The sequence below is a fragment of the Halotolerantifilum yawarlongkerapense genome, assembly GCF_054506745.1.
The window spans coordinates 228789-247635 of sequence record NZ_CP199719.1; the positions used below are offsets into that span (position 1 = coordinate 228789).

General features: G+C 57.2%; 15 protein-coding genes. All 15 read right to left on the bottom strand.

Annotated features, from left to right (window positions below; translation table 11 throughout):
- Position 1: 1 nt before the first annotated feature.
- Positions 2–874, bottom strand: coding sequence for a dimethylarginine dimethylaminohydrolase family protein (locus ACULM0_RS01150; protein WP_463678624.1), 873 nt, complete (start codon positions 872–874; stop codon positions 2–4).
- Positions 875–1042: 168 nt separating this feature from the next.
- Positions 1043–1693: a GntR family transcriptional regulator gene (locus ACULM0_RS01155; RefSeq protein WP_463678625.1), complete on the bottom strand. Its 651-nt coding sequence runs from the start codon at positions 1691–1693 to the stop codon at positions 1043–1045.
- A 196-nt stretch (positions 1694–1889) separates the two neighbouring features.
- Positions 1890–4766 (bottom strand): family 10 glycosylhydrolase, encoded by a 2877-nt coding sequence (locus tag ACULM0_RS01160; protein WP_463678626.1) that lies wholly within the window; start codon positions 4764–4766, stop codon positions 1890–1892.
- Between the two features lie 109 nt (positions 4767–4875).
- Positions 4876–5094: a hypothetical protein gene (locus ACULM0_RS01165; RefSeq protein WP_463678627.1), complete on the bottom strand. Its 219-nt coding sequence runs from the start codon at positions 5092–5094 to the stop codon at positions 4876–4878.
- Between the two features lie 82 nt (positions 5095–5176).
- Complete coding sequence (locus ACULM0_RS01170) at positions 5177–5356, bottom strand: hypothetical protein (RefSeq protein ID WP_463678628.1); 180 nt, start codon at positions 5354–5356, stop codon at positions 5177–5179.
- Positions 5356–5772: a hypothetical protein gene (locus ACULM0_RS01175; protein ID WP_463678629.1), complete on the bottom strand. Its 417-nt coding sequence runs from the start codon at positions 5770–5772 to the stop codon at positions 5356–5358. Before ACULM0_RS01175 ends, ACULM0_RS01170 begins: the two co-directional genes overlap by 1 nt.
- 96 nt (positions 5773–5868) lie before the next feature.
- Positions 5869–6816: an ROK family protein gene (locus tag ACULM0_RS01180; RefSeq protein WP_463678630.1), complete on the bottom strand. Its 948-nt coding sequence runs from the start codon at positions 6814–6816 to the stop codon at positions 5869–5871.
- Positions 6817–6864: 48 nt separating this feature from the next.
- A complete protein-coding gene (locus ACULM0_RS01185; protein WP_463678631.1) occupies positions 6865–9897 on the bottom strand; it encodes an efflux RND transporter permease subunit in 3033 nt (1010 codons plus the stop codon).
- A complete protein-coding gene (locus ACULM0_RS01190) occupies positions 9894–11081 on the bottom strand; it encodes an efflux RND transporter periplasmic adaptor subunit (RefSeq protein WP_463678632.1) in 1188 nt (395 codons plus the stop codon). Before ACULM0_RS01190 ends, ACULM0_RS01185 begins: the two co-directional genes overlap by 4 nt.
- Entirely contained in the window at positions 11078–11665 is a 588-nt protein-coding gene (locus tag ACULM0_RS01195) for a TetR/AcrR family transcriptional regulator (protein ID WP_463678633.1), read from the bottom strand. Before ACULM0_RS01195 ends, ACULM0_RS01190 begins: the two co-directional genes overlap by 4 nt.
- A 128-nt stretch (positions 11666–11793) precedes the next feature.
- A complete protein-coding gene (locus ACULM0_RS01200) occupies positions 11794–13104 on the bottom strand; it encodes a methionine gamma-lyase family protein (RefSeq protein ID WP_463678634.1) in 1311 nt (436 codons plus the stop codon).
- 61 nt (positions 13105–13165) lie between these two features.
- Complete coding sequence (gene hfq / locus ACULM0_RS01205; RefSeq protein WP_463678635.1) at positions 13166–13405, bottom strand: RNA chaperone Hfq; 240 nt, start codon at positions 13403–13405, stop codon at positions 13166–13168.
- Between the two features lie 13 nt (positions 13406–13418).
- Entirely contained in the window at positions 13419–14354 is a 936-nt protein-coding gene (miaA, locus tag ACULM0_RS01210; RefSeq protein ID WP_463678636.1) for a tRNA (adenosine(37)-N6)-dimethylallyltransferase MiaA, read from the bottom strand.
- A gap of 17 nt (positions 14355–14371) precedes the next feature.
- Entirely contained in the window at positions 14372–16243 is a 1872-nt protein-coding gene (gene mutL, locus ACULM0_RS01215; protein WP_463678637.1) for a DNA mismatch repair endonuclease MutL, read from the bottom strand.
- Positions 16244–16248: 5 nt separating this feature from the next.
- Positions 16249–18840, bottom strand: a complete 2592-nt coding sequence (gene mutS, locus ACULM0_RS01220) for a DNA mismatch repair protein MutS (protein ID WP_463678638.1) — start codon at positions 18838–18840, stop codon at positions 16249–16251.
- Between the last annotated feature and the right edge of the window lie 7 nt (positions 18841–18847).

The window sequence follows — 18847 nt, forward strand, 5'->3', positions numbered from 1 at the left end:
TTCATAGGCGGAGCAAGGGTGCGCTTAGACAGGTCGGACCACCTGTACCTCGATAGGAAACCTCTTTTCCGGGATAGGTGTATACTTTGCACCCGGCTTCCTCGAGACCTCTCTTGACGGTGTCGTTTCCTTCGATCATCAGGGCCACTCGGGGGCCCAAAGCGAGTACGTTGGTGCCGAGAGAGTCGTACTCCCCATCGGGGGTTTCGATCAGCTCCATCCCACGATCGATCAAGTACTCCCTGAAAAAAACTGGCATATACTTGGAGTATACGACTGCCAAATCTTGATCGACCATGGAAAGCACGCTCATCAGATGAAGACAAGCTTCTTCTCCGTCGGCGTGGGGCATGGGCACCACGATGATCTCCTTGACGATGCCTTCCGTCAGCTTCCTGAAGGCCGCGATTCCAGCGTCGTTCGTACGGTATCCTCGGCCGATGGCCACGGTCTCATGATCAAGCCAAACCACATCGCCGCCTTCGATCTTTGCAGGCGCTTCGATCGTACCCAGCGTTGGGATGCCTAGGTCCTCGAGGTAGGCTCTTGTCTCTCCCGCTTCCGCAGAACGCCTCACTTTTCCCATAGGAAAGTAGATCGCACCCTTGCTCGTCATCTTCAGTGGATCGTGTGCGTAAATGGAGTCCAGTCCCACACGATCGCTTTCAGGTAGATAGAAACACGCTACTTGTTCCTTGTGAAGGATCTCTTCAAAGATCCTGTACTCCTTTAGCACCTCATCGAAGTTCGGGGTGCCTATGAATCCATACTCGGGAGACTGTTCATCGAGAACAGTTTGACTCTTAAACGCGTCTTTCGGGTGCTTGATCAATACTTTTTTCAACTGACCTGTCATCGATTGACTGCCGTACATGCCACCACTCCTTATGTATACAATATTTTATATATAATATATAACTCACTTACAGTTTACGTCCATTCCGATTGCCATGTCAAGCGATTGAGTGAATTTTCTGTAAATACACAAAATACAATATACATAAAGCCGCAAAAAAAGAACTGATCCCAAGACCAGTTCTGTTCATATTAAGATTTCCATCTCCGCATAGCGTACATTCCAGTGGATGTCCCTTACGAATCGTCTCAGTGCCTCGCGGTCCCCTGCTTCGAATAGAGTGAGAATCTGCCTGTGCTCTTCATTGGTGAGCTTGAGCGCTTCACGGTAGCTGGCTTCGTCTTGCGTTCCATTGTAGGATTGCTTGATCAAAGTTCTTTTCAGGCTACCCAAGATACGAATCAGATCTTCATTTTCACTCGCCTGAATAAAGACATCGTGAAATACGTTTTGAAGCTGGTAATACTCATCGTACTGACCCTTCATAATACGGGCATCCATCCGATCGACTAGCTCGCCTAAGAATGGCAGATCGACAGCTTCTTTTTTATCCAGACACTGAATAAAGGCCAGGGCTTCAAGCGCTCCGATGATTTCGTAGATATTGTTCGCCCGTTCTACCTTGATTTCTCTGACGACAAATCCGCGCCTCGGAATTTGCTCAATACACCCTTCATTGCTCAGTTGGATCAGTGCTTCTCTGACCGGTGTTCTAGAAATTTCCAACGCATCGCAAATCTGATTCTCATTGATTTTTTCTCCCGGCTTCAACTTTTGCGTACGAATCTGGACAGAAATATAATCATATACGATATCTTTCAAAGATCGATATTTCAATGCAGGTTCCCCCCATATCCTTTTCTAGCTCATATTTTATCATATTTTACCATAGTAGCAAAGCCCGCTTCGAGCAGGTAGGTGCCACAAAAAAGGTTTTCGTTGTAGCACTGGTCCGGACAATACCGCAGTCGCTCTACACCAGAGGGTCAGTACACAACAAGAAAGATACCCTCGCGAGAGGGTATCCTTGTTGTCATTCGAAGTACTTCACGATCCCCCGGCTCAGGGCGGCGGCGAGTTCTTCTCTTCCGAAGTCGCTCATCAGGTATTCGTACTCACCAGCGTTGGGAACAAAACCCATCTCCACCAGTACCGCAGGGAAGGCCGTGGACCGCACCACATAGAAGTTGTTCTCATTGACGCGGCGGTCCTTTCGCCCGATGGCGATGGCTTCACGCTGGAGCAGGTCGCCGATCCCCCGTGCGAGCGGATGTTTCAGATGGGTGGAGAACCCCTGGATCTGCGTGATGTCGCGCTCGGCCCCAATACTGTTGGCATGGACCGAGAGCATGAGATCCGGCTGCTTCTCCAGTTGCTGCTGCAGGCGCTCCGAGAGGGATAGGGCTTGGTCTACTTGGCGGGTCATGATCACCGTCGCCCCCAGATCCTCCAGGCGCTTCTGGAGCTTTGTGGATACACCCAGGTTAATGTCCTTTTCCGTCAGCACATCACCCGACAGTCCCCTTGCACCCCCATCGCTACCACCGTGCCCGGGATCGATCATGATCTTGATGCCCGACAGCGGTAGTGGACCGCTTTGAACAACCGGACGCTGGTGCAGATGGAGGACCAAGGTCTCCCCTTCGCTTGTGAAATGATAGCCGTCGATCCGAGCGGAAGGGACAAGCGACAGCTTCATGCGATTGCCGTCAACCTGGATTTCGCTCACAAGCGGGCTCGTCGGGATCGGAACACCGCTTAGACGGGTGGTCTCGGGAAACGCTAGCGTCAGTACACCAGAGGCATAGGTGGCCGTGGCTCTCGGCAGATGGGTGAAGTCGAAGCGAAGTGTGGATCTGTCCGTCGCCATCCTTTTCAGATCGAAGGTTAAACCTCCGGTTTTCTGCGTCAGGGCCACATCGGACAGCTTGACCCATCGTCCGTCGGAAAAGCGCACCATGTCAGCATAGAGCGCATCCACGCGGTCCGTCATACCACGGGTCATGATCTCAGCCGAGCCACCGCTTCTGGTCGCGTTGAAGTAGCTGTCGACCCGGTCGCTTCGCATCTCACCGTAGTAACCGGCCGATTCCCCCAGCACGAAGAGCTGGGCCGTGGATCGAAGCGAGGAGGTCTTTCCCTTGAAGGTCATCTCGAATACCGGTGAACCCAGAGAGCGAAGACCGGTGGTACTGGTCGCCTTGGGGAAGGTATAGGTGGCCTTGTAGGTGGTGTTGTAGATAGGACCACCGTAATCAAAGGTCGTCCCGGGGGTCATCACCAAGGAATCGTCCCCCACGATCGCCCGCACCTTGGCCCCGATGGGGGCCATCACACTGAGGGTCATCTCTTGACCTGCTTCGTACATCACGATCCCCTCAGCAGGATCCATCGATGTGGCTACCAGAACCGGTGCTGAGACGGGCGTTGGCGTCCAGGACGAGCCGCCCTTGGTGATCGTCCGCGTCACAGAGCGGGTCCCCTGCGTAAAGGTAAAGCTATTGGCCCCTGCATCGAGGGGGACGTAGATTCCGAAGTATCCCGAGGCCGTGCGATCTGCGATGATCCGGCCGTTCATGACCAGCGGTTTCGAGGGATCCGAAGAACCGGCCAGGTAGTAGCCATCGGACTCGGTCCTGAGATCGTAGGACGGGAGCGAGAGGATAAGCGACGTACCTGTGGAGGCCGCTGCTAGCGGTTGGGTCGGTGCAGGCTCGGTCCCCCCATAGTGGTCCGCCACCGCTTCGAAAACCCTTGGATTGTTCAAAAAAGAGCGGTAGCTGAAAAAGATACTACCGTCGACTTCTCCCGACGCCTCGTTCATGCGGAGTTGTCGCAGGAGCTCCGAGGCACCGTACCAGGGATCAGAAGAAGAAGCGCCCACCGTACGGTAAGCGGCCTGTCCGATGTAAAGAGCGACATCAGAACCGCGGACCTGTTCGCGCCACCAAGACTGAAGAACGCCATAGTCGGCGATTTCAAAACCATTATGCCAGTAGATCTGCGGGGCGATGTAGTCCACATAGCCGCCCTCGATCCAGGCCAGGGTATCGGCATAGTGGGCGCTGTAGGAACTGTTGCCGCGTGTGGCGCTGCCACCGGGCACATCCTGCTCATTGGCCCAGATGCCAAAGGGACTCAGCCCGAAGGATACCTCGGGATCGAGGTCTTTGATCCGGTCGTAGACCTGCTCGATCATGCGGTTGACATTGTCCCTGCGCCAATCGTCGCGTGAAAGGTTTCCCCGGTTGAGAAGCGCGTAGCTCCGATCGTCATTGAAGTCACGACCGGGGTAGAAGTAGTCATCGAAATGGATCCCATCGATGTCGTAGTTCTCGATGATCTCGGCCACACCATCGGCGATCAGTGCTCTCACCGCTTCCTTTGCCGGATCGAAGTATAGGTTGTTCCCGTGGGCGACCACATACTCCGGGTGCTGCCTCACGATATGATCTTTTGAGAGGGAGTCTAGAGCGTCGTTCAAATTCCCCGTGGTGGACCGCGTCACACGGTAGGGATTGATCCAGGCGTGCAGTTCCATACCGCGGGCATGGGCTTCCTCGGTCCAGAAGGCCAGTGGATCGAACCCATCTGCGGGTGCCACACCCTGGTCGCCCGTGAGATAGGCTGACCAAGGAAAAAGCTCGGAGGAGTAAAGCGCATCTGCAGTGGGCCGCACTTGTAAAAAGACAGTATTCATACCGAGTCGCTGGGCATCGTCTAGGATCGCAATGGCCTCTCGCTTGAGTGTCACCGGATCTGTGGTAGCCGTCTTCGGGTAGTCGATGTTCCCCACTGTCGCCACCCATAGGCCACGCATCCCCTCTTCTTGTACAGAGGCATAGTCCGCCCGGTAGAGGGAAGTGAGTAGTATCAGAACCATTACAATCGTTAGGATTCGTTTCATCATAGCACCCTTTCTCGTGATAGTCTATCACCCCTATTCTAACGAAAGGAGCTCCTTCTGTCACCGCCTGTCACGAAGTCTTAATACAAAGGAAAACCACCCCTAGGGGTGGTCAATGGGTTCTTCTGATGCGTTGCTCATCATCCCGGATGGTCGCTTCGACTAGGTCGATGGCAGCACCGGGGTTGATGTGGTGGCGCCGGTCCTCTTCCATCTGTCTACGTTGGTCTTTGGAAAGATGATCGGCACGGATCATGGGATCACCCCGCTGTGCGCGGAGCACCTCTCGCCTAGACTTAAGGTTGATGATCTCGTGAATGAGACGTCTCATATCAGACACCTCCTTCCTGTCACTGTATTAATACCCCAAAAGGCGATCTTGTCACAACAGAATACCGGGAAGGGACAATTTTTCACCTGTGGCTGTCGAGCGCCGCTCCGATCAGAAGACCGATTCCTGTGCCGATTCCCGCGCTCATGAGCCAGGTAAAGCCCTCGTTTGCTTCGAAGAACAAAAGCCCGATCGTCGCACCCAGACCCGTGCCGAGAACGAGGCCCAGGCCCGTGTAAGAACCCTTTTTCTCTTCGCCCATCACAGGCCACCCCCGTAGAGGAAAAAACCCATCCAGAGCATGACGAGGCTGATCAGAAAGACCGAGAGCGTCAGTTGCCGTTTTTTCGCCGGATTACCCAGCACATCGCGGGCAAAGGCCCGAAAGGCATCGTAGCGAAAGAGCAGGGCCCCGATTTTCACAAGGGTCACGGTGAGCAGGAGGGCAATGATCCAGGTGTACGCCAGATCGGAGACCATCACCTGGTACCAGGTGTAGCCCACCAAGAGGACCCCTAGGAGGGACACGGCCACCACCCACCGGGGCCTTTCCTCCTTGTAAGCCTTTGTCATTTCCCACTTGTTCCACCGTTCTCCAAAAATGGTCATGAGGATCCTGGTGAGGATTCCCACCAAGGCCCAGCTGATGCTCAAGATGCTAAAGTAGTTCAGATTCATATACTCCTCCCCTTCTTCGTTGTTCTTTGGATTCAGTATAAAAAAAGACACCTCCATCGTCCATAGGAGATGCCTTAAGATGACCTTAAGATCTCGTTAATCCAATTGGGAGCGGATCAGTTCGTAGGCCCCGATGATGCCCGCATCATCGGACAGATGCGAGAGATCGATGGACACGCCATCGAGCAGCCCCGGCATGGTGTGGCGTCTCGTCTCGGCAACGATCGGCTGGATCAGTTCTTCCCCAAGGGACTCCATGAGACCCCCGCCGAGGATCAAGAGGTCCGGGTGGAAGATATTCACGAGGCTACCCGTGGCTACACCAAGATAGTAGGCGGCCCGTTCGATGACTTCGCGCGCGAGGCTGTCCTTCTCCTTGTATGCTTCCTCGAGTTGGCTACTTTTGATCATGGCACCTAAGGGATCCACCATATCCGTAAGCAAAGACGCGCGACCGCGCTCCAGCTCAGCACGGATGGCCGTCAGCATACCGGCCTTGGAGGCGTAGGCCTCGAGACATCCCTTGGCCCCGCAGCCGCAGAGGGTTCCCTCGGGCTGTACAACCATGTGACCCAGCTCCCCTGCACCGCCGGCACCGGTATAGAGCTTTCCGTCGATGATAATCGCGCCACCGACACCAGTACCGATAAAGAGGCCGATGACGTTGCGTTTTTCTTTGTACTTGCCTCGCCGCCACTCGCCGAACATCGCGACGTTCACATCATTACCCAGGACAAAGGGCACGTCGTAGTCCGCCTGGATGAGCTTTGCCAGGTTCTCATCGCGAAAGGGAATATTGGGGCTAAAGTGCACAGCTTTTCCCTCCAGGATCACGCCCGGGGCCCCGGCGCCGATGCCTATAATCTCCAGGTCCTCCTCCTCGCAGAGCTGATCGATCACCTTCATGATTTGTTTTCTCACCGTCTCGATTCCCTCGTCCGCCTTAGTTTTCTTCTTCACGCGATTGATGATTTCGCCCTGTTCATCGAACAGTGCGCCCAAGATCTTCGTTCCACCGATATCGAGTCCTATGGTCCCTCTCATGAGCAACATCTCCTTATTTTTTCTGTTTATGTTCGCTTATAGCATACCCTATACTGACCCACCCGTCACAGAAGACTCCGAAGTTTCATCGGAAAAGACCAGACTGTAGACCAAGGGCACGAAGACCAGGGTCAAGAGCGTGCTGATGGCCAGTCCGAAGATCAGTGCCGTTGCCATGGGTTTGAAGAGCTCGCTCTCTGATAAGGCCAGTGGCAAAAGACCGATAATCGTTGTGGTGGTAGAGAGCAGGATTGGTCGGAAACGCTTCGAAGACGCCTCACGACAAGCCGCGTCGACGGTCAGACCCTCCCCCCGGTGGTAGACGATATGGTCGATCAGGACGATGGCATTGTTCACCACGATACCGATCAGGCTGACGATCCCTAGGAGCGCCGTGAAGGAAAGCGGCTGGTCGATGAGGAAGAGTCCGAAGACCGAACCGGCCGATGCCAGCGGAACGGTCAAGAGAATCAACAGCGGCACGCGCGTCGATTTGAACTCAAAGAATAGGATCGTGTAGATGGCGCCGATGGCAAAGAGCGCCGAGGTCCCGAGATTTCCGAAGTACTTGGCAATTTTCTCATCTTCACCGTCGAGTTCGTAGCGCACACCCGATGTGTCCATCTGGTTCAAACGGGTCAGCAACTCTGATCGAATGGCCGAGCGGCTGTAGCCCGTGAGCACATCGGACGACAGGGTCATCACGCGCTTACCGTCGTATCGCTTGATCGTGGGTTCAACGGCGCGCAAGCTGACCTCGCCCAAAGCTGCCAGGGGGGTCTTCTGTCCGGTAAGCGACGAGCGGATCTGGAGAGTGCGTACGGCCTCTAGTGTCTCCGCATCGGAGACGATCCGGATCGGATGTTCCTCCACACCACCGCGGTAGGTTCCCACCGGTCGTCCCTGGACAGCCAGGCTGATCTCGTTTAACACCTCTGCCTTGGTCAAGCCCGCGTAAGCCAACCTTCCCTCGTCGAGAAGCCACTCGTACTGCTGTGTTCTGCCCTGGTCGTCGGTGCGGACGTTGAGGCTGCCCGGAATGGAGGAGAGGATCGTCCTGGCCTCCTGGACCACTGAGCGAAGTACCTCCACATTCTCTGCGTAGAAACGCAGGTTGATGGCCGCCTCACTGGGTTCCGCGTACTCGAGTGCCTTCACCGTCGCTTCCCCTCCGATCAACCGGCGACTGACCTTCTGTTGCAGTTGCTCCACGCGTTCGGCGTTGTCGGCATAGACATTTTTCTCCGGATCAATGGCGAAGGCGATCTGCCCCTGATCGGGAATCGGTGCATAGACGCCCAGGGTATCGTAAAACTTCGGCAGGCCTCCACCCACGGCGGCAGCCATCATCTCAACTCCCTCCTCCTCCGCTAGGATTTCTTCGATCTCCGCCACAAGCGCACCTGTGGCTTCACGGTCTCCTTTCTTTTCCGCCGTGATATCCACGTAAAGAAGGGTCTTATCGGTTTTTGGAAAAAAGATCAGGTCCAGGGCGAAAAAGGAGGACCCGAGGAGAAGGAGCAGTGCAATCCCCAGGATGAAGGCCCGCTTCTTATGATCGAGAGCCCCCGAGAGGATCCGCTGGAGGCCCAGTCGCTCCGCAGTGAACCGCGAGGGTTTTTCGCTTTTTCGAAAGAAAGTGTGGGCGAGAACCGGGGTGATGACCATCGCGACGAAGAAGGACGCCCCGAGCGACAGCATGACCACCTGCGGCAGGGCCTTCACGTAATCACCCGCCAGTGAACTGAGCAACAGAAGTGGCGAGAAGGCCGCAACGGTGGTGAGCGTGGATGTGAGCACGGGTCCGAGCACCTCCCGAGCGCCCGCGGCCACGGCATCGATCGTATTCCCCCTGAGATCCACCTGGTGCTGGATACTGTCGGCGACCACAATGGCATTGTCCACCAGCATCCCGAGGGCCACGATCATGGCGGCTATGGATATCTGGTGAATGGGGATCTCGAAGACGAGCATGAAGGCGAAGGTGATCAACATGGAGAGTGGGATAGCCGTGCTGACCACGAGGGCGTTGCGCGCGCCCATACCGACGAAGACCACCGCGATGACGAACAGGATCCCCATCAGAAGGCTCACGAAGAAACCGCCGACGGAGTCTGACACCTCGCGCGATTGGCTGGTGATGGTCCTGAGCACCACACCCTCGGGTAGACTGGGGCGGAAGGACTCGATAACGGCATCCACCCTACGACCGATGGGCAGGATATTCTCTCCCTCGGCGTAGGCTCCCGACAAAAGGACGGCCGGTGTGCCATCGATCCGGTAGGTGACGTTAGACTCCTGAGCTTCGAAATTCAACTCGGCCAGGTCGCGTAACATCAGGGGTGTCCCCGTCTCAAGCGATAAATCGAGAACGAGCTGTTCGAGCGCCTCCACGCGGTCGAAGGAACCGGGGATCACCAGCGGTACGGCCTCCTCGAGAGTCCCGGTTGGGATCTCCGTGTTCTGGGCATCGATCTGGGCAGCGATGTCCGAGAGGGTCACCCGCTGGTCGTGCAGGGCCTTGGCATCGACACGTACAACGAGTTCTGCCGGCGTATCACCCAAGGTCTCCAGTCGCGCCAACCCTTCCACATCAGCGAGCGCCTCGACCAGACGATCGGCGTGGTAACCGAGGATCTCAGACGGTACTTCTTCACCGCCGAGGGCAATAAGAAAGCCTGCGGTCTCGGTCACATCGGTGTTGATCATGATCGGACCGGCTCCCTCGGGGAGTTTTCCCTCGAGTACACCGAGCCGCCGGGTCAAAGAAGCAAAGGCCTCATCGGTGTCCGTCCCGTAGTCGAGCTGCAAAATCACCGTGGAGAGCCCTTGGGATGAAAAGGATATGGTCGAGAGATGACCTTCGGTGTTCCGGGTTTCCTCTATGATTTTCTCGGTGACGAACCGATCGACGGCGGACTGGGCCGCTCCTAGGTATGGGGTGGTCATCAGGGCGTAGGGCGCTTCGATCTCCGGTGCTTCCTGTTTGGGCAGGAGCAGGAAGGACACGACGCCGCCACTCAAAATCAACAGGAGCAGGAAGAAGATCATTTGCTTTTCGCCGATGATCCGTCGCATCATTGCACCTCCACTGTGTCGTGTTCCGAGAGCCGTGTCATGTTCTCGATGACCACGGCGTCGCCGTCCGACAAACCGCTGACGATAACCTCTTCACCGCGGGTGGCCACGATGTCGAGCGGTTGGAAACGGGCCCGATTGTCGTGCACGGTATAGACGCCGGTGATTCCCCTATCCACCAAGGCCGTGATGGGCAGGCGAAAGCCTGTCACCTGGTCCACGGTCAGATCCACCCGTACCACCTCGCCAACGTGAAAGCGCTCTTCCTCAAGCCGTACCTCCGCACGGTAGAGACCGTGGGCAGGGTCGGGGACATCGATGAGCCGGTGGAGTGTACCGGCGATCCGATCGTCGACGGTAGCCGCCATCCCCTCTTCGAGGCGGTCGAGGTCTTTGGCTGTGATTCCCAGGTCCACGAGGGTCTCCTTTCTCCGTAGGATGACCACGGGCACACCCCCGCCGATGACATCACCCGGGTTACCCCTGACATCGAGAACGACACCGGCGAAAGGGGCCGTGAGCTGGGCTTCGTCGTACTTTCTCGCTACCTGGTCGTAGGCACTTTTGGCGGCCAGCATCTGTTGACGCGCCGCTTCGATCTGTCCGCTTTCCGTGCCGGCCTGGGCTTCATCGTATTGGGCCCTGACGGCGTTGTAGTCGGCCTGGGCGAGATCTCGCTGTAAGGTGGCCTGTTCCAGGGCATCGGTGGAGAGGGCGCCCGCCTCGTGGAGGGTCCTGCTCTTTGCCAATTGGTCTTCTGCGTAATCCAGGGCGTTCTTCGCCTTGTCCAGTCGCGCGATAAGGGCGCGGAGGGTCTCCGAGCGCGTGCCGGAAAGAGCACTTTCGTAGTTGGCCTTTGCAGCCCTGTAGTTGGCCTCCGCGCGGGCGCGCTCATCGGCCAGGTCCGCCCGATCGAGGAGGGCGAGCGGATCACCAGCTTCAACGACCTCACCTTCCTCCACGGGAATCTCCGCCAGCCGTCCACCCCTTTCGTAGGAAGCGTAGAGCAGGCTCTCCGCCGCGACGCGTCCCAGGTAGCTGACCCTGACCGGGTGCATTTCAGATCGCACCTCCTGGGTCCGAACGGGTACGGGAATCTTGGCAATAGGGTCAGGTGAGGCGTAGAGGCGCAGGAAAGCAAGGGTCAAAAGGCCCAGTGCCAAGAGTCCAAATAATCCTTTTTTCATATCGACATCTCACCTTCTCGCTTGTCCACGACCGCAGCTCCCGCCAGCATGCGCTCGATAAGGGCGCGAAGGGTCTCCGGTGAGACGTTGGGATCCAGTTCCAAAAGATGGAAGAGGGCGCTCATGACCCCCCGAGCCATGGATTCACCCAGGACAAGGGCATCTCCCTTGCCCTCTTCGATCAGTCCAGCGCTCAGCTGCCCCGATAGCAGGGTTTCGAAACGTTCGATGAGCGATCGCATGGGCTCCACGTTGCGATTGGCGAACAGGATGGCGAGTCCCGTCGGTTCCTCCCCTCGGATCTGCAAAAAGGTATCGACCTCCTCGAGGGCCATGCGCCCACGTCCTGGTCCGATCTGCTCAAGACGCTCCGCAAGGGCCTTTAACCGTTCGTAGGTTGAACCCGTCAGCTCATCGTAGAGCGCTTGTTTTGAGGGTATATACCGGTACAGGTTTCCCGGGGACGTTCCCGCGTCTTTGGAAATCATCCGCATGGTCGTCTTCTGTAGACCGCGGGCTGTGAAGTGCGCTGTAGCGCTCTTTATGATCTGATTTCTCAGCTCGGGTTTTAGTGTTTGTGCCATAACTAAACCTCCGTTCATTATTGTATACACCATTGTTACCCCGCTCTGGTCGTCACACACGCAAAAAATTAAAAACGACATCCCCCTGCAGAGGATGTCATTTCTGGCCATTTTTCTACGGTTCCCGGTCATGCTTCCTCGAGGCGCGCGATCGCGTCAGCCCTTAGGGCCTTTTTCTCTAGGAGAACGGACAGACTCTTGGCCGTGGCGAAAAGTGCGTGGTCCTCGGTGAGGCCCCCTTGTAGAAAGGCTATATGGGGCGGCCGTATGGGTGCATCGGCGGAGAGCTCGATGCTCGAGCCCTGTACGAAGGCACCGGCGGCCATGATGACGGGATCGTCGTATCCCGGCATGGCCCAGGGCTCCGGCGTGACGTGGGCATCCACAGGGGACGCGGCCTGCACGGCTTGACAGAAGGCGATCACGGCCTCGGGCGTCCCAAAGCGGATGGCCTGGATGATGTCCGTTCGCGCGTCCCCGGGCTTGGGGTTCACTTCGTAGCCCAAGCTTTCGTAAGCGCTAGCGGCGAGCAGGGCCCCCTTGAGGGCGGAGGCTACCACGGTGGGTGCGAAGAACAGGCCCTGGAGCAAGGGGCGTGCCTGGTCGAAGAGGATTCCCGTCTCACGACCCAGGCCCGGCGTGGTCATACGCTCGGCGATGCGTTCCACCAGCACACTCCTCCCGGCGATATAGCCACCGGCCAGGGCCAGTCCCCCGCCGGGGTTCTTGATCAAACTGCCGGCGATGACGTCGGCACCTAGGGTGGTGGGCTCCTTTTGTTCGATAAACTCGCCGTAACAGTTGTCAACCATCACGAGCGTTGCAGGCGATCGTTTTCTGACCTGAGAGATCGCCGCTTCGATTTCAGCGATGACCAGCCCGCGGCGCCATGTGTATCCTGCGCTACGCTGGATGTAAACCATGGTTGGCCTGTCGGCCAGGGCATTGTCAATGGCCTCGTGGTCGAAGCCGCCCCGGGGCGTCAGGTGGATTTCTCGGTAGGCGACACCCCGTCCGATCAGACTGTCGGGATGGGGAGCATCCCCCAGACCGATGGTAGGCTGAATGGTATCGTAGGGACGACCCGTGATCGCCACCATGCTGTCATCTCGGAAAAGGAGGCCCTGCAGACAGAGTCCGATGGCATGCGTACCCGAGGTAATGGCCGGGCGTACCAGGGCATCCTCGGCGGAGAAGACCCGCGCGTAGATGGACTCTAGCGCCTCCCTGGCCGGGTCATCGTACCCATAACCCGTGTGGCCGTGAAAGTGGTGGGTCGAAAGACCATAGGCCTGGAAAGCCTCCAGTACCTTGAGCTGATTCTCCCTGCGGACCGCATCGATTGCATCGAAAGACGGACGCAGGGTCTTTTCTATCCGGTTCACATAGCGCCGCACCCCTGGATGGATCCCGAGGCGCGCATCGTAAGTCGTCGTCATGAGTGGAACGCTCCTTTTGAGCGTGGAAAAGACCCACCGGAAGATGGGCCCTTCACGCATCTTATGTTTTGTCGGACTGTGCGGGGTTAAAATTGACGGGTTTGGTCGGGATGATGGTGCTGATGGCATGCTTGTAGATCATCTGCTGCTTGCCATCGGAATCCATAACAATGGTATAGTTGTCGAAACCCTTCACATAACCTTTGATCTGGTAGCCGCTCACCAAGAAGATGGTGATCAGCGTGTGATCCCTGCGGACCTGGTTTAAAAAGACGTCCTGCAGGTTGATGCTGTTTTTCACTGTAGACTCCCCCTTATGCAAAAGTGCTTGAGACGAGGGCTAAGATCCTTTCCACGGCTGCTTGTGTATCATCGATCTGATCTAGATCGAGCCAGTGGATGTCTGGGTACCGCCTGAGCCAGGTCAGCTGGCGCTTGGCGTAACGTCGCGAATTCTTCTGTAGCGTCGCGATCATTGTGTCGAGATCGTATCCTCCCTCGAGATAAGTGATGACTTCCTTATACCCTATACCCTTTAGGGCGGGGGATGTATCATCTAGTCCTGAACTTTTTAATCTTTTGACTTCCTCGATCAAGCCCGCCTCGATCATCAGGAGCACACGCTGGTTGATCCGCTCGTAAAGGACCTGTCGATCGCGCGTGAGCCCAACGAGGAGGGGGCTAAGGCCGGGCGTCGGTACCGGATCCTTCTGAAAATCCTTCTTTTGACCGCCCATGTGCCAAATCTCCAGGGCGCGTAATACGCGCTTGGCATTGTTCGGATGGATCCTCCCTGCGGCCTCCGGGTCAACGACGCGGAGCTTCTCATGGAGCGCTTCGCGCCCCTCCCTCTCGAGAAAGGCGCTCATCTCCATCCTGAACTTCGGATCATCATCCACCTGACCGAAGTGCATGTCGTACAAGATCGCATTCAGGTAGAGGCCTGTGCCACCCGTGACGATAGGGATCTTCCCCTCGTCGTTCAGACGGTCGATCAGGTCGAGGGCCTCTTTTCGGTAATCGGCCACGGTGTACCGGCTATCCGGTGTGACGTGATCGATCAGGTGATGGGGAATCCCCCGCATCTCCTCTTCGGTCGCCTTGGCGGTGCCGATGTCGAGCCCTTTGTAAATCTGCAGGGCGTCGGCCGAAATGATCTCGGTGTCGAGCGCTCGGGCGAGGTCCACAGAGAGGGCCGTCTTGCCCACCGCCGTGGGTCCGGATAAGATCAGTACCTTTCGTGTTTTCACATCGGCCACCTCCTTTTTCATGTTCGTTTGAACTTCTTCTCGATTTCCGATCGTTCGATGTAAACCATAATCGGTCTGCCGTGCGGGCAAGTGTAGGGATCCTTCAGCTTCTTCAGGCCCTCGATCAGGTCGTCGATCTCGTAGGCGCTCAGTGCATCCTTCGCCCGGATGGCCCGCTTACAAGATTCCTCGACGATCCGCTCTTCGGCGTGGGCGTAGGTCGCCGCTTCTTCTGCGATGCCTTCGAGCAGCCGCTCGACGAAGGCACGGTCCACAGGATGATTGAAAAGAACGGGCACGGCGCGCACAGCAATCTCCCGATGCCCGAAGGATGCCACCTCGAGACCCAACCGCCCGAGGAGTTCCTTTCGCTCGAGCACCCGATCGTAGTCCACGGGGGGAAGCGAGAAGGTCATGGGCGTCATCAGCATCTGCGAGGCGACGTTTTTCTTGCGGTAGGCAGCCATGAAGGATTCATAGTTGATTTTCTCGTGGGCGGCGTGCTGATCGATCAGATAGAGCCGCCCCCTGGCCTCGGCCAGGATAAAGGTGTCGAGCAGTTGTCCGATGATCCGCAGATCGTCGTAGACCGTTTCCGATTCCCTGAGCAGGGTGGCATCCTCTACTTCTGGAGAAACAGGAACCTGCACCTCTTTTTTGAAAAGGGCATCGGGGACAAGGAGGTCCGCTAGGTCCACAGGTCGGTTGGTATCCTCCTTCTCACGGTGGAAGGATCCGGCCTTGCCGAACTTTTGACCGGCATCTCTTTCTTTCGGTTGAGTGGGACCTGCAATTATCTCTTCCCTTGGTTTCTCTGGTCTAGTGTGCCCTGGGTTTTCCGATTCTTGCGCAGGCCGTCCCTTGCGAGCGTCCTCGAAACGCACTTCTGGTGTCAGATCATGGGTCTTTAGCCCTCGGAGCACCGTGGTGTAGACAAGGTTTTTAATCGGTAACTGCTCATCGAACTTGATCTCCGTTTTAGCGGGGTGGATGTTCACATCGATGGAGACCGGTGGCACTTCAAAGAAGAGAAAGGCGAGCGGATGCCGGTAGGCCATGAGCTTACCCCGGTAGGCTGACTGCAACGCCTCGTCGATCTGGCTGTTCTCAACAAAGCGACCGTTGACAAAGAAGGTCTGCAGCTGCTTGTTCCCCCTGGAGAGGGAGAGCTTAGAAATATAGCCCTTGAGCGTGACCGCCCCTTCCGCCGTCTCCACGTAGAGCAGATCCTTGGCCACGTCCTTGCCATAGAGAGCAAAGATGGCGTTGAAAACCTTACCGTCACCGGGCGTAGTGAACTGATCGCTGTCATCTGCCGTGTACTTAAAGCGGACGTCGGGGTGGCTGAGCGCCAGTTTTGACATAAGTTCAGTGATCTTACGCTCCTCTGACTTGTCGGTCTTGAGGAACTTCAGACGGGCCGGGGTGTTGAAGAAGAGATCCCGAACGATCACCGAAGAACCACGTGTGCTCGATGCAGGGATCCGCTCGATTTCTCGGGGGCCCGCGCGCTTGACGCTGGTACCGTGGGGCGCTTCTTCCGTCCGGGTGATGAGCTCGAGCCGACTGACAACGCTGATGCTGGCCAGGGCCTCACCGCGAAAGCCCAGGGTCTCAATTTGGTAGAGATCATCGGCCGTAGCGATCTTACTCGTGGCGTGGCGCATGAAGACGAGATCGAGATCATCCGCCTCGATGCCCTCGCCGTCGTCCGTCACGCGGATGAGGGCCTTCCCCCCCTTCTCGATGGCCACCGTGATGGCCTTGGCCCCAGCGTCAATGGCGTTCTCCACAAGCTCCTTGACGACGGTGGACGGGCGTTCTACCACCTCCCCCGCGGCGATCTTACTGGCCACGGACTCGGGTAATGCGATGATACGTTTCGACATGTCGATCACCGGCCTCCCTTGGCCCGCTTGACGAGCTCGTTGAGGGTGTTGAGCGCCTCTAGAGGCGTCAGTTCTTCGATGTGGATACCCGCCAGATCCTCAAGAAGCGCCCGATCGACAGGTTCCTCGATAAAGGTCAGCTGTTCATCCTTGGCGGGTGGGGCCTCGGGCCGGCGGTTCAGGTCAGCATCCTCGAGATCGCGAAGGATTTCCCGCGCGCGGTTGATGACCTCGTCCGGAAGCCCCGCGAGTTTGGCCACCTGGATTCCGTAGCTCTTCTGGGCTCCACCGCGCTCGATCTTACGCAGGAAGACGATATCATCCGCGATCTCCTCCACGGCGATGCGGAAGTTCTTCACACCCTCCAGGCGTCCTTCGAGCTCGGTGAGCTCGTGGTAGTGGGTCGCGAAGATGGTCTTAGGACTGAAATCCTTGTGGCGCGTGAGAAATTCAACGGCGCTCCAGGCAAGGCTCAGCCCATCGAAGGTACTGGTCCCACGACCGATCTCATCGAGGATAATCAGCGATCGGTCCGTCGCGTTGTTCAGAATGTTGGCCAGCTCGCTCATCTCCACCATGAAGGTACTCTGCCCCTGGCCAAGATCATCCGATGCGCCCACGCGGGTAAAGATCCGGTCGACGAGACCAATCTCAGCGGTATCCGCCGGCACGAAGGATCCCATCTGGGCCATGAGCGTGATCAGAGCCACCTGCCTGAGATAGGTGGATTTGCCCGCCATATTGGGTCCAGTGATGATGTAAAACTGGTTGTCCCCGCGGTCGAGCTGTGTGTCGTTGGGGATGAAGGGATCGGAAAAGAGGGTTTCCACCACGGGGTGACGGCCACCTTCGATGGTGAGTGTACGGGAAGTGGAGATCGTCGGACGAACGTAGCGATTTTCGTAAGCCACCTCTGCGAGACTCAACAGGCAGTCGAGACGGGCCAAAGTGGCCGCCACACCTTGCAGCCGCCGCACTTCCTTGCCCAAGGAAATGCGCAGCTCGGCATAGAGCTCTGTCTCCAGGGCCACCATTTTTTCCTCGGCACCCAGGATCTTGGCCTCCAGCTCCTTCAGTTCGGGCGTGATGTAGCGCTCGCTGTTGGCCAGTGTTTGCTTGCGGATATAGTCCTCCGGTACCAGGTGGGTATTGGCCTTGGTGATATCGAGGTAATACCCGAAGACCTTGTTGAATCCGATCTTCAGGGATTTAACGCCCAGGCGCTCCTTCTCCCGCATTTCGATATCGAGGATCCAGTCCTTCCCATTTTGCTGGATATCCCTGAGTTCCGCCAGTTGTTCGTGGTAGGCATCGCGAAAGATCCCGCCCTCGGTAAGGACAGCAGGTGGTTCATCGACGATGGCTTCCTCCAGGCCTTCGTACAAGTCCACCATGGGATCAAAATGCTCGCGTATGCCGTCGAACACACTGTGTTCGGCGATCAGATGGTCCACTTCCGGTAGAACGACGAGGGAAGTTTTCAGCGCGATGAGGTCTCGGGGCATGATGCGTCCGTAGACGATTTTGGTCGCCAGACGCTCGAGATCGTAGACCTGGCGAATGTGGCTCCTGAGTTCACTGCGGAGCATCAGGTCTTCCACCAGATGGCCGACCACCTCCTGCCGTGCTTCGATGGTGGTGGCGTCCACGCTGGGTTCGAGTAACCACCGCCTGAGCAGGCGTGCGCCCATGGCGGTCTTCGTTTTATCGAGCACCCAGAGCAGCGAACCGCGGCGATCCTTCTTGCGCATCGTCTCCACGAGCTCCAGGTTCGAGCGCGTGAAGCCATCCAGGATCATGAAGTCCGCATGCTGGTAGTAGTTGATCTTGGCGAACTGGCCGAGGGCCGTTTTCGAGGTCTCCTCGAGATAGGCCACCAGGGCGCCCGAAGCGCGAACGGCGCCGGAAAAATCGGCGAGGCCCAGGCCACTGAGGGCGTAGGCTTCGAACTGACGGAGGACGCTTTCGGCTGCCGCCTCCTTTCCGAAATGGGCATCGTGGTAGGCCGTTGTGTAAAAGGGCCGGATGCGGCCCAAGGTCTCGAGCACCGCGGGATCCAGGGATTTGGGGTGGATGATTTCTGTGGGGTCGACCTTCAGAATCTCGTCGATCAGTTTCTGACGGGTGGACACCTCCGTGGTCTGAAAGAGACCAGTCGTCAGGTCCCCGTAGGCCAGAGCGTGCACGCCGGTCTCAGAGACGACCGATAGGATGTAGTTGTTCGTCCCCTCCTCTAGAAAAGACGGGTCCACCACGGTACCCGGTGTAAGGACCTGGACCACCTCGCGTTTCACGAGTCCCTTGGCCAGCTTGGGATCCTCCACCTGTTCGCAGATGGCCACCTTGAAGCCCCGGTCGATGAGTTTGGCCAGGTACTGGTCCGACGCATGGTAGGGCACGCCGCAGAGCGGGGCCTTTTCCTCGAGACCGCAGTTGCGCGCCGTCAGGGTAAGGTCCAAGGCGCGGCTCGCCTCGATGGCATCATCAAAGAACATTTCGTAAAAGTCCCCTAGTCGGTAAAAGAGGATGTGGTCGGGGTATTGGTCCTTGATCTCAAAATACTGCTGCATCATCGGTGTGAGTTTCGATCGATCCATAGGCCCT

Excerpts from the sequence above, each read along its gene's own strand:
- ACULM0_RS01150 (WP_463678624.1), bottom strand. The coding sequence starts at position 874 with ATGTACGGCAGTCAATCGATGACAGGTCAGTTGAAAAAAGTATTGATC.
- ACULM0_RS01165 (WP_463678627.1), bottom strand. The coding sequence starts at position 5,094 with ATGAGACGTCTCATTCACGAGATCATCAACCTTAAGTCTAGGCGAGAG.
- ACULM0_RS01180 (WP_463678630.1), bottom strand. The coding sequence starts at position 6,816 with ATGAGAGGGACCATAGGACTCGATATCGGTGGAACGAAGATCTTGGGC.
- ACULM0_RS01190 (WP_463678632.1), bottom strand. The coding sequence starts at position 11,081 with ATGAAAAAAGGATTATTTGGACTCTTGGCACTGGGCCTTTTGACCCTT.
- ACULM0_RS01200 (WP_463678634.1), bottom strand. The coding sequence starts at position 13,104 with ATGACGACGACTTACGATGCGCGCCTCGGGATCCATCCAGGGGTGCGG.
- ACULM0_RS01160 (WP_463678626.1), bottom strand. The coding sequence starts at position 4,766 with ATGATGAAACGAATCCTAACGATTGTAATGGTTCTGATACTACTCACT.
- mutS (WP_463678638.1), bottom strand. The coding sequence starts at position 18,840 with ATGGATCGATCGAAACTCACACCGATGATGCAGCAGTATTTTGAGATC.
- ACULM0_RS01185 (WP_463678631.1), bottom strand. The coding sequence starts at position 9,897 with ATGATGCGACGGATCATCGGCGAAAAGCAAATGATCTTCTTCCTGCTC.
- ACULM0_RS01175 (WP_463678629.1), bottom strand. The coding sequence starts at position 5,772 with ATGAATCTGAACTACTTTAGCATCTTGAGCATCAGCTGGGCCTTGGTG.
- ACULM0_RS01170 (WP_463678628.1), bottom strand. The coding sequence starts at position 5,356 with ATGGGCGAAGAGAAAAAGGGTTCTTACACGGGCCTGGGCCTCGTTCTC.
- ACULM0_RS01195 (WP_463678633.1), bottom strand. The coding sequence starts at position 11,665 with ATGGCACAAACACTAAAACCCGAGCTGAGAAATCAGATCATAAAGAGC.
- mutL (WP_463678637.1), bottom strand. The coding sequence starts at position 16,243 with ATGTCGAAACGTATCATCGCATTACCCGAGTCCGTGGCCAGTAAGATC.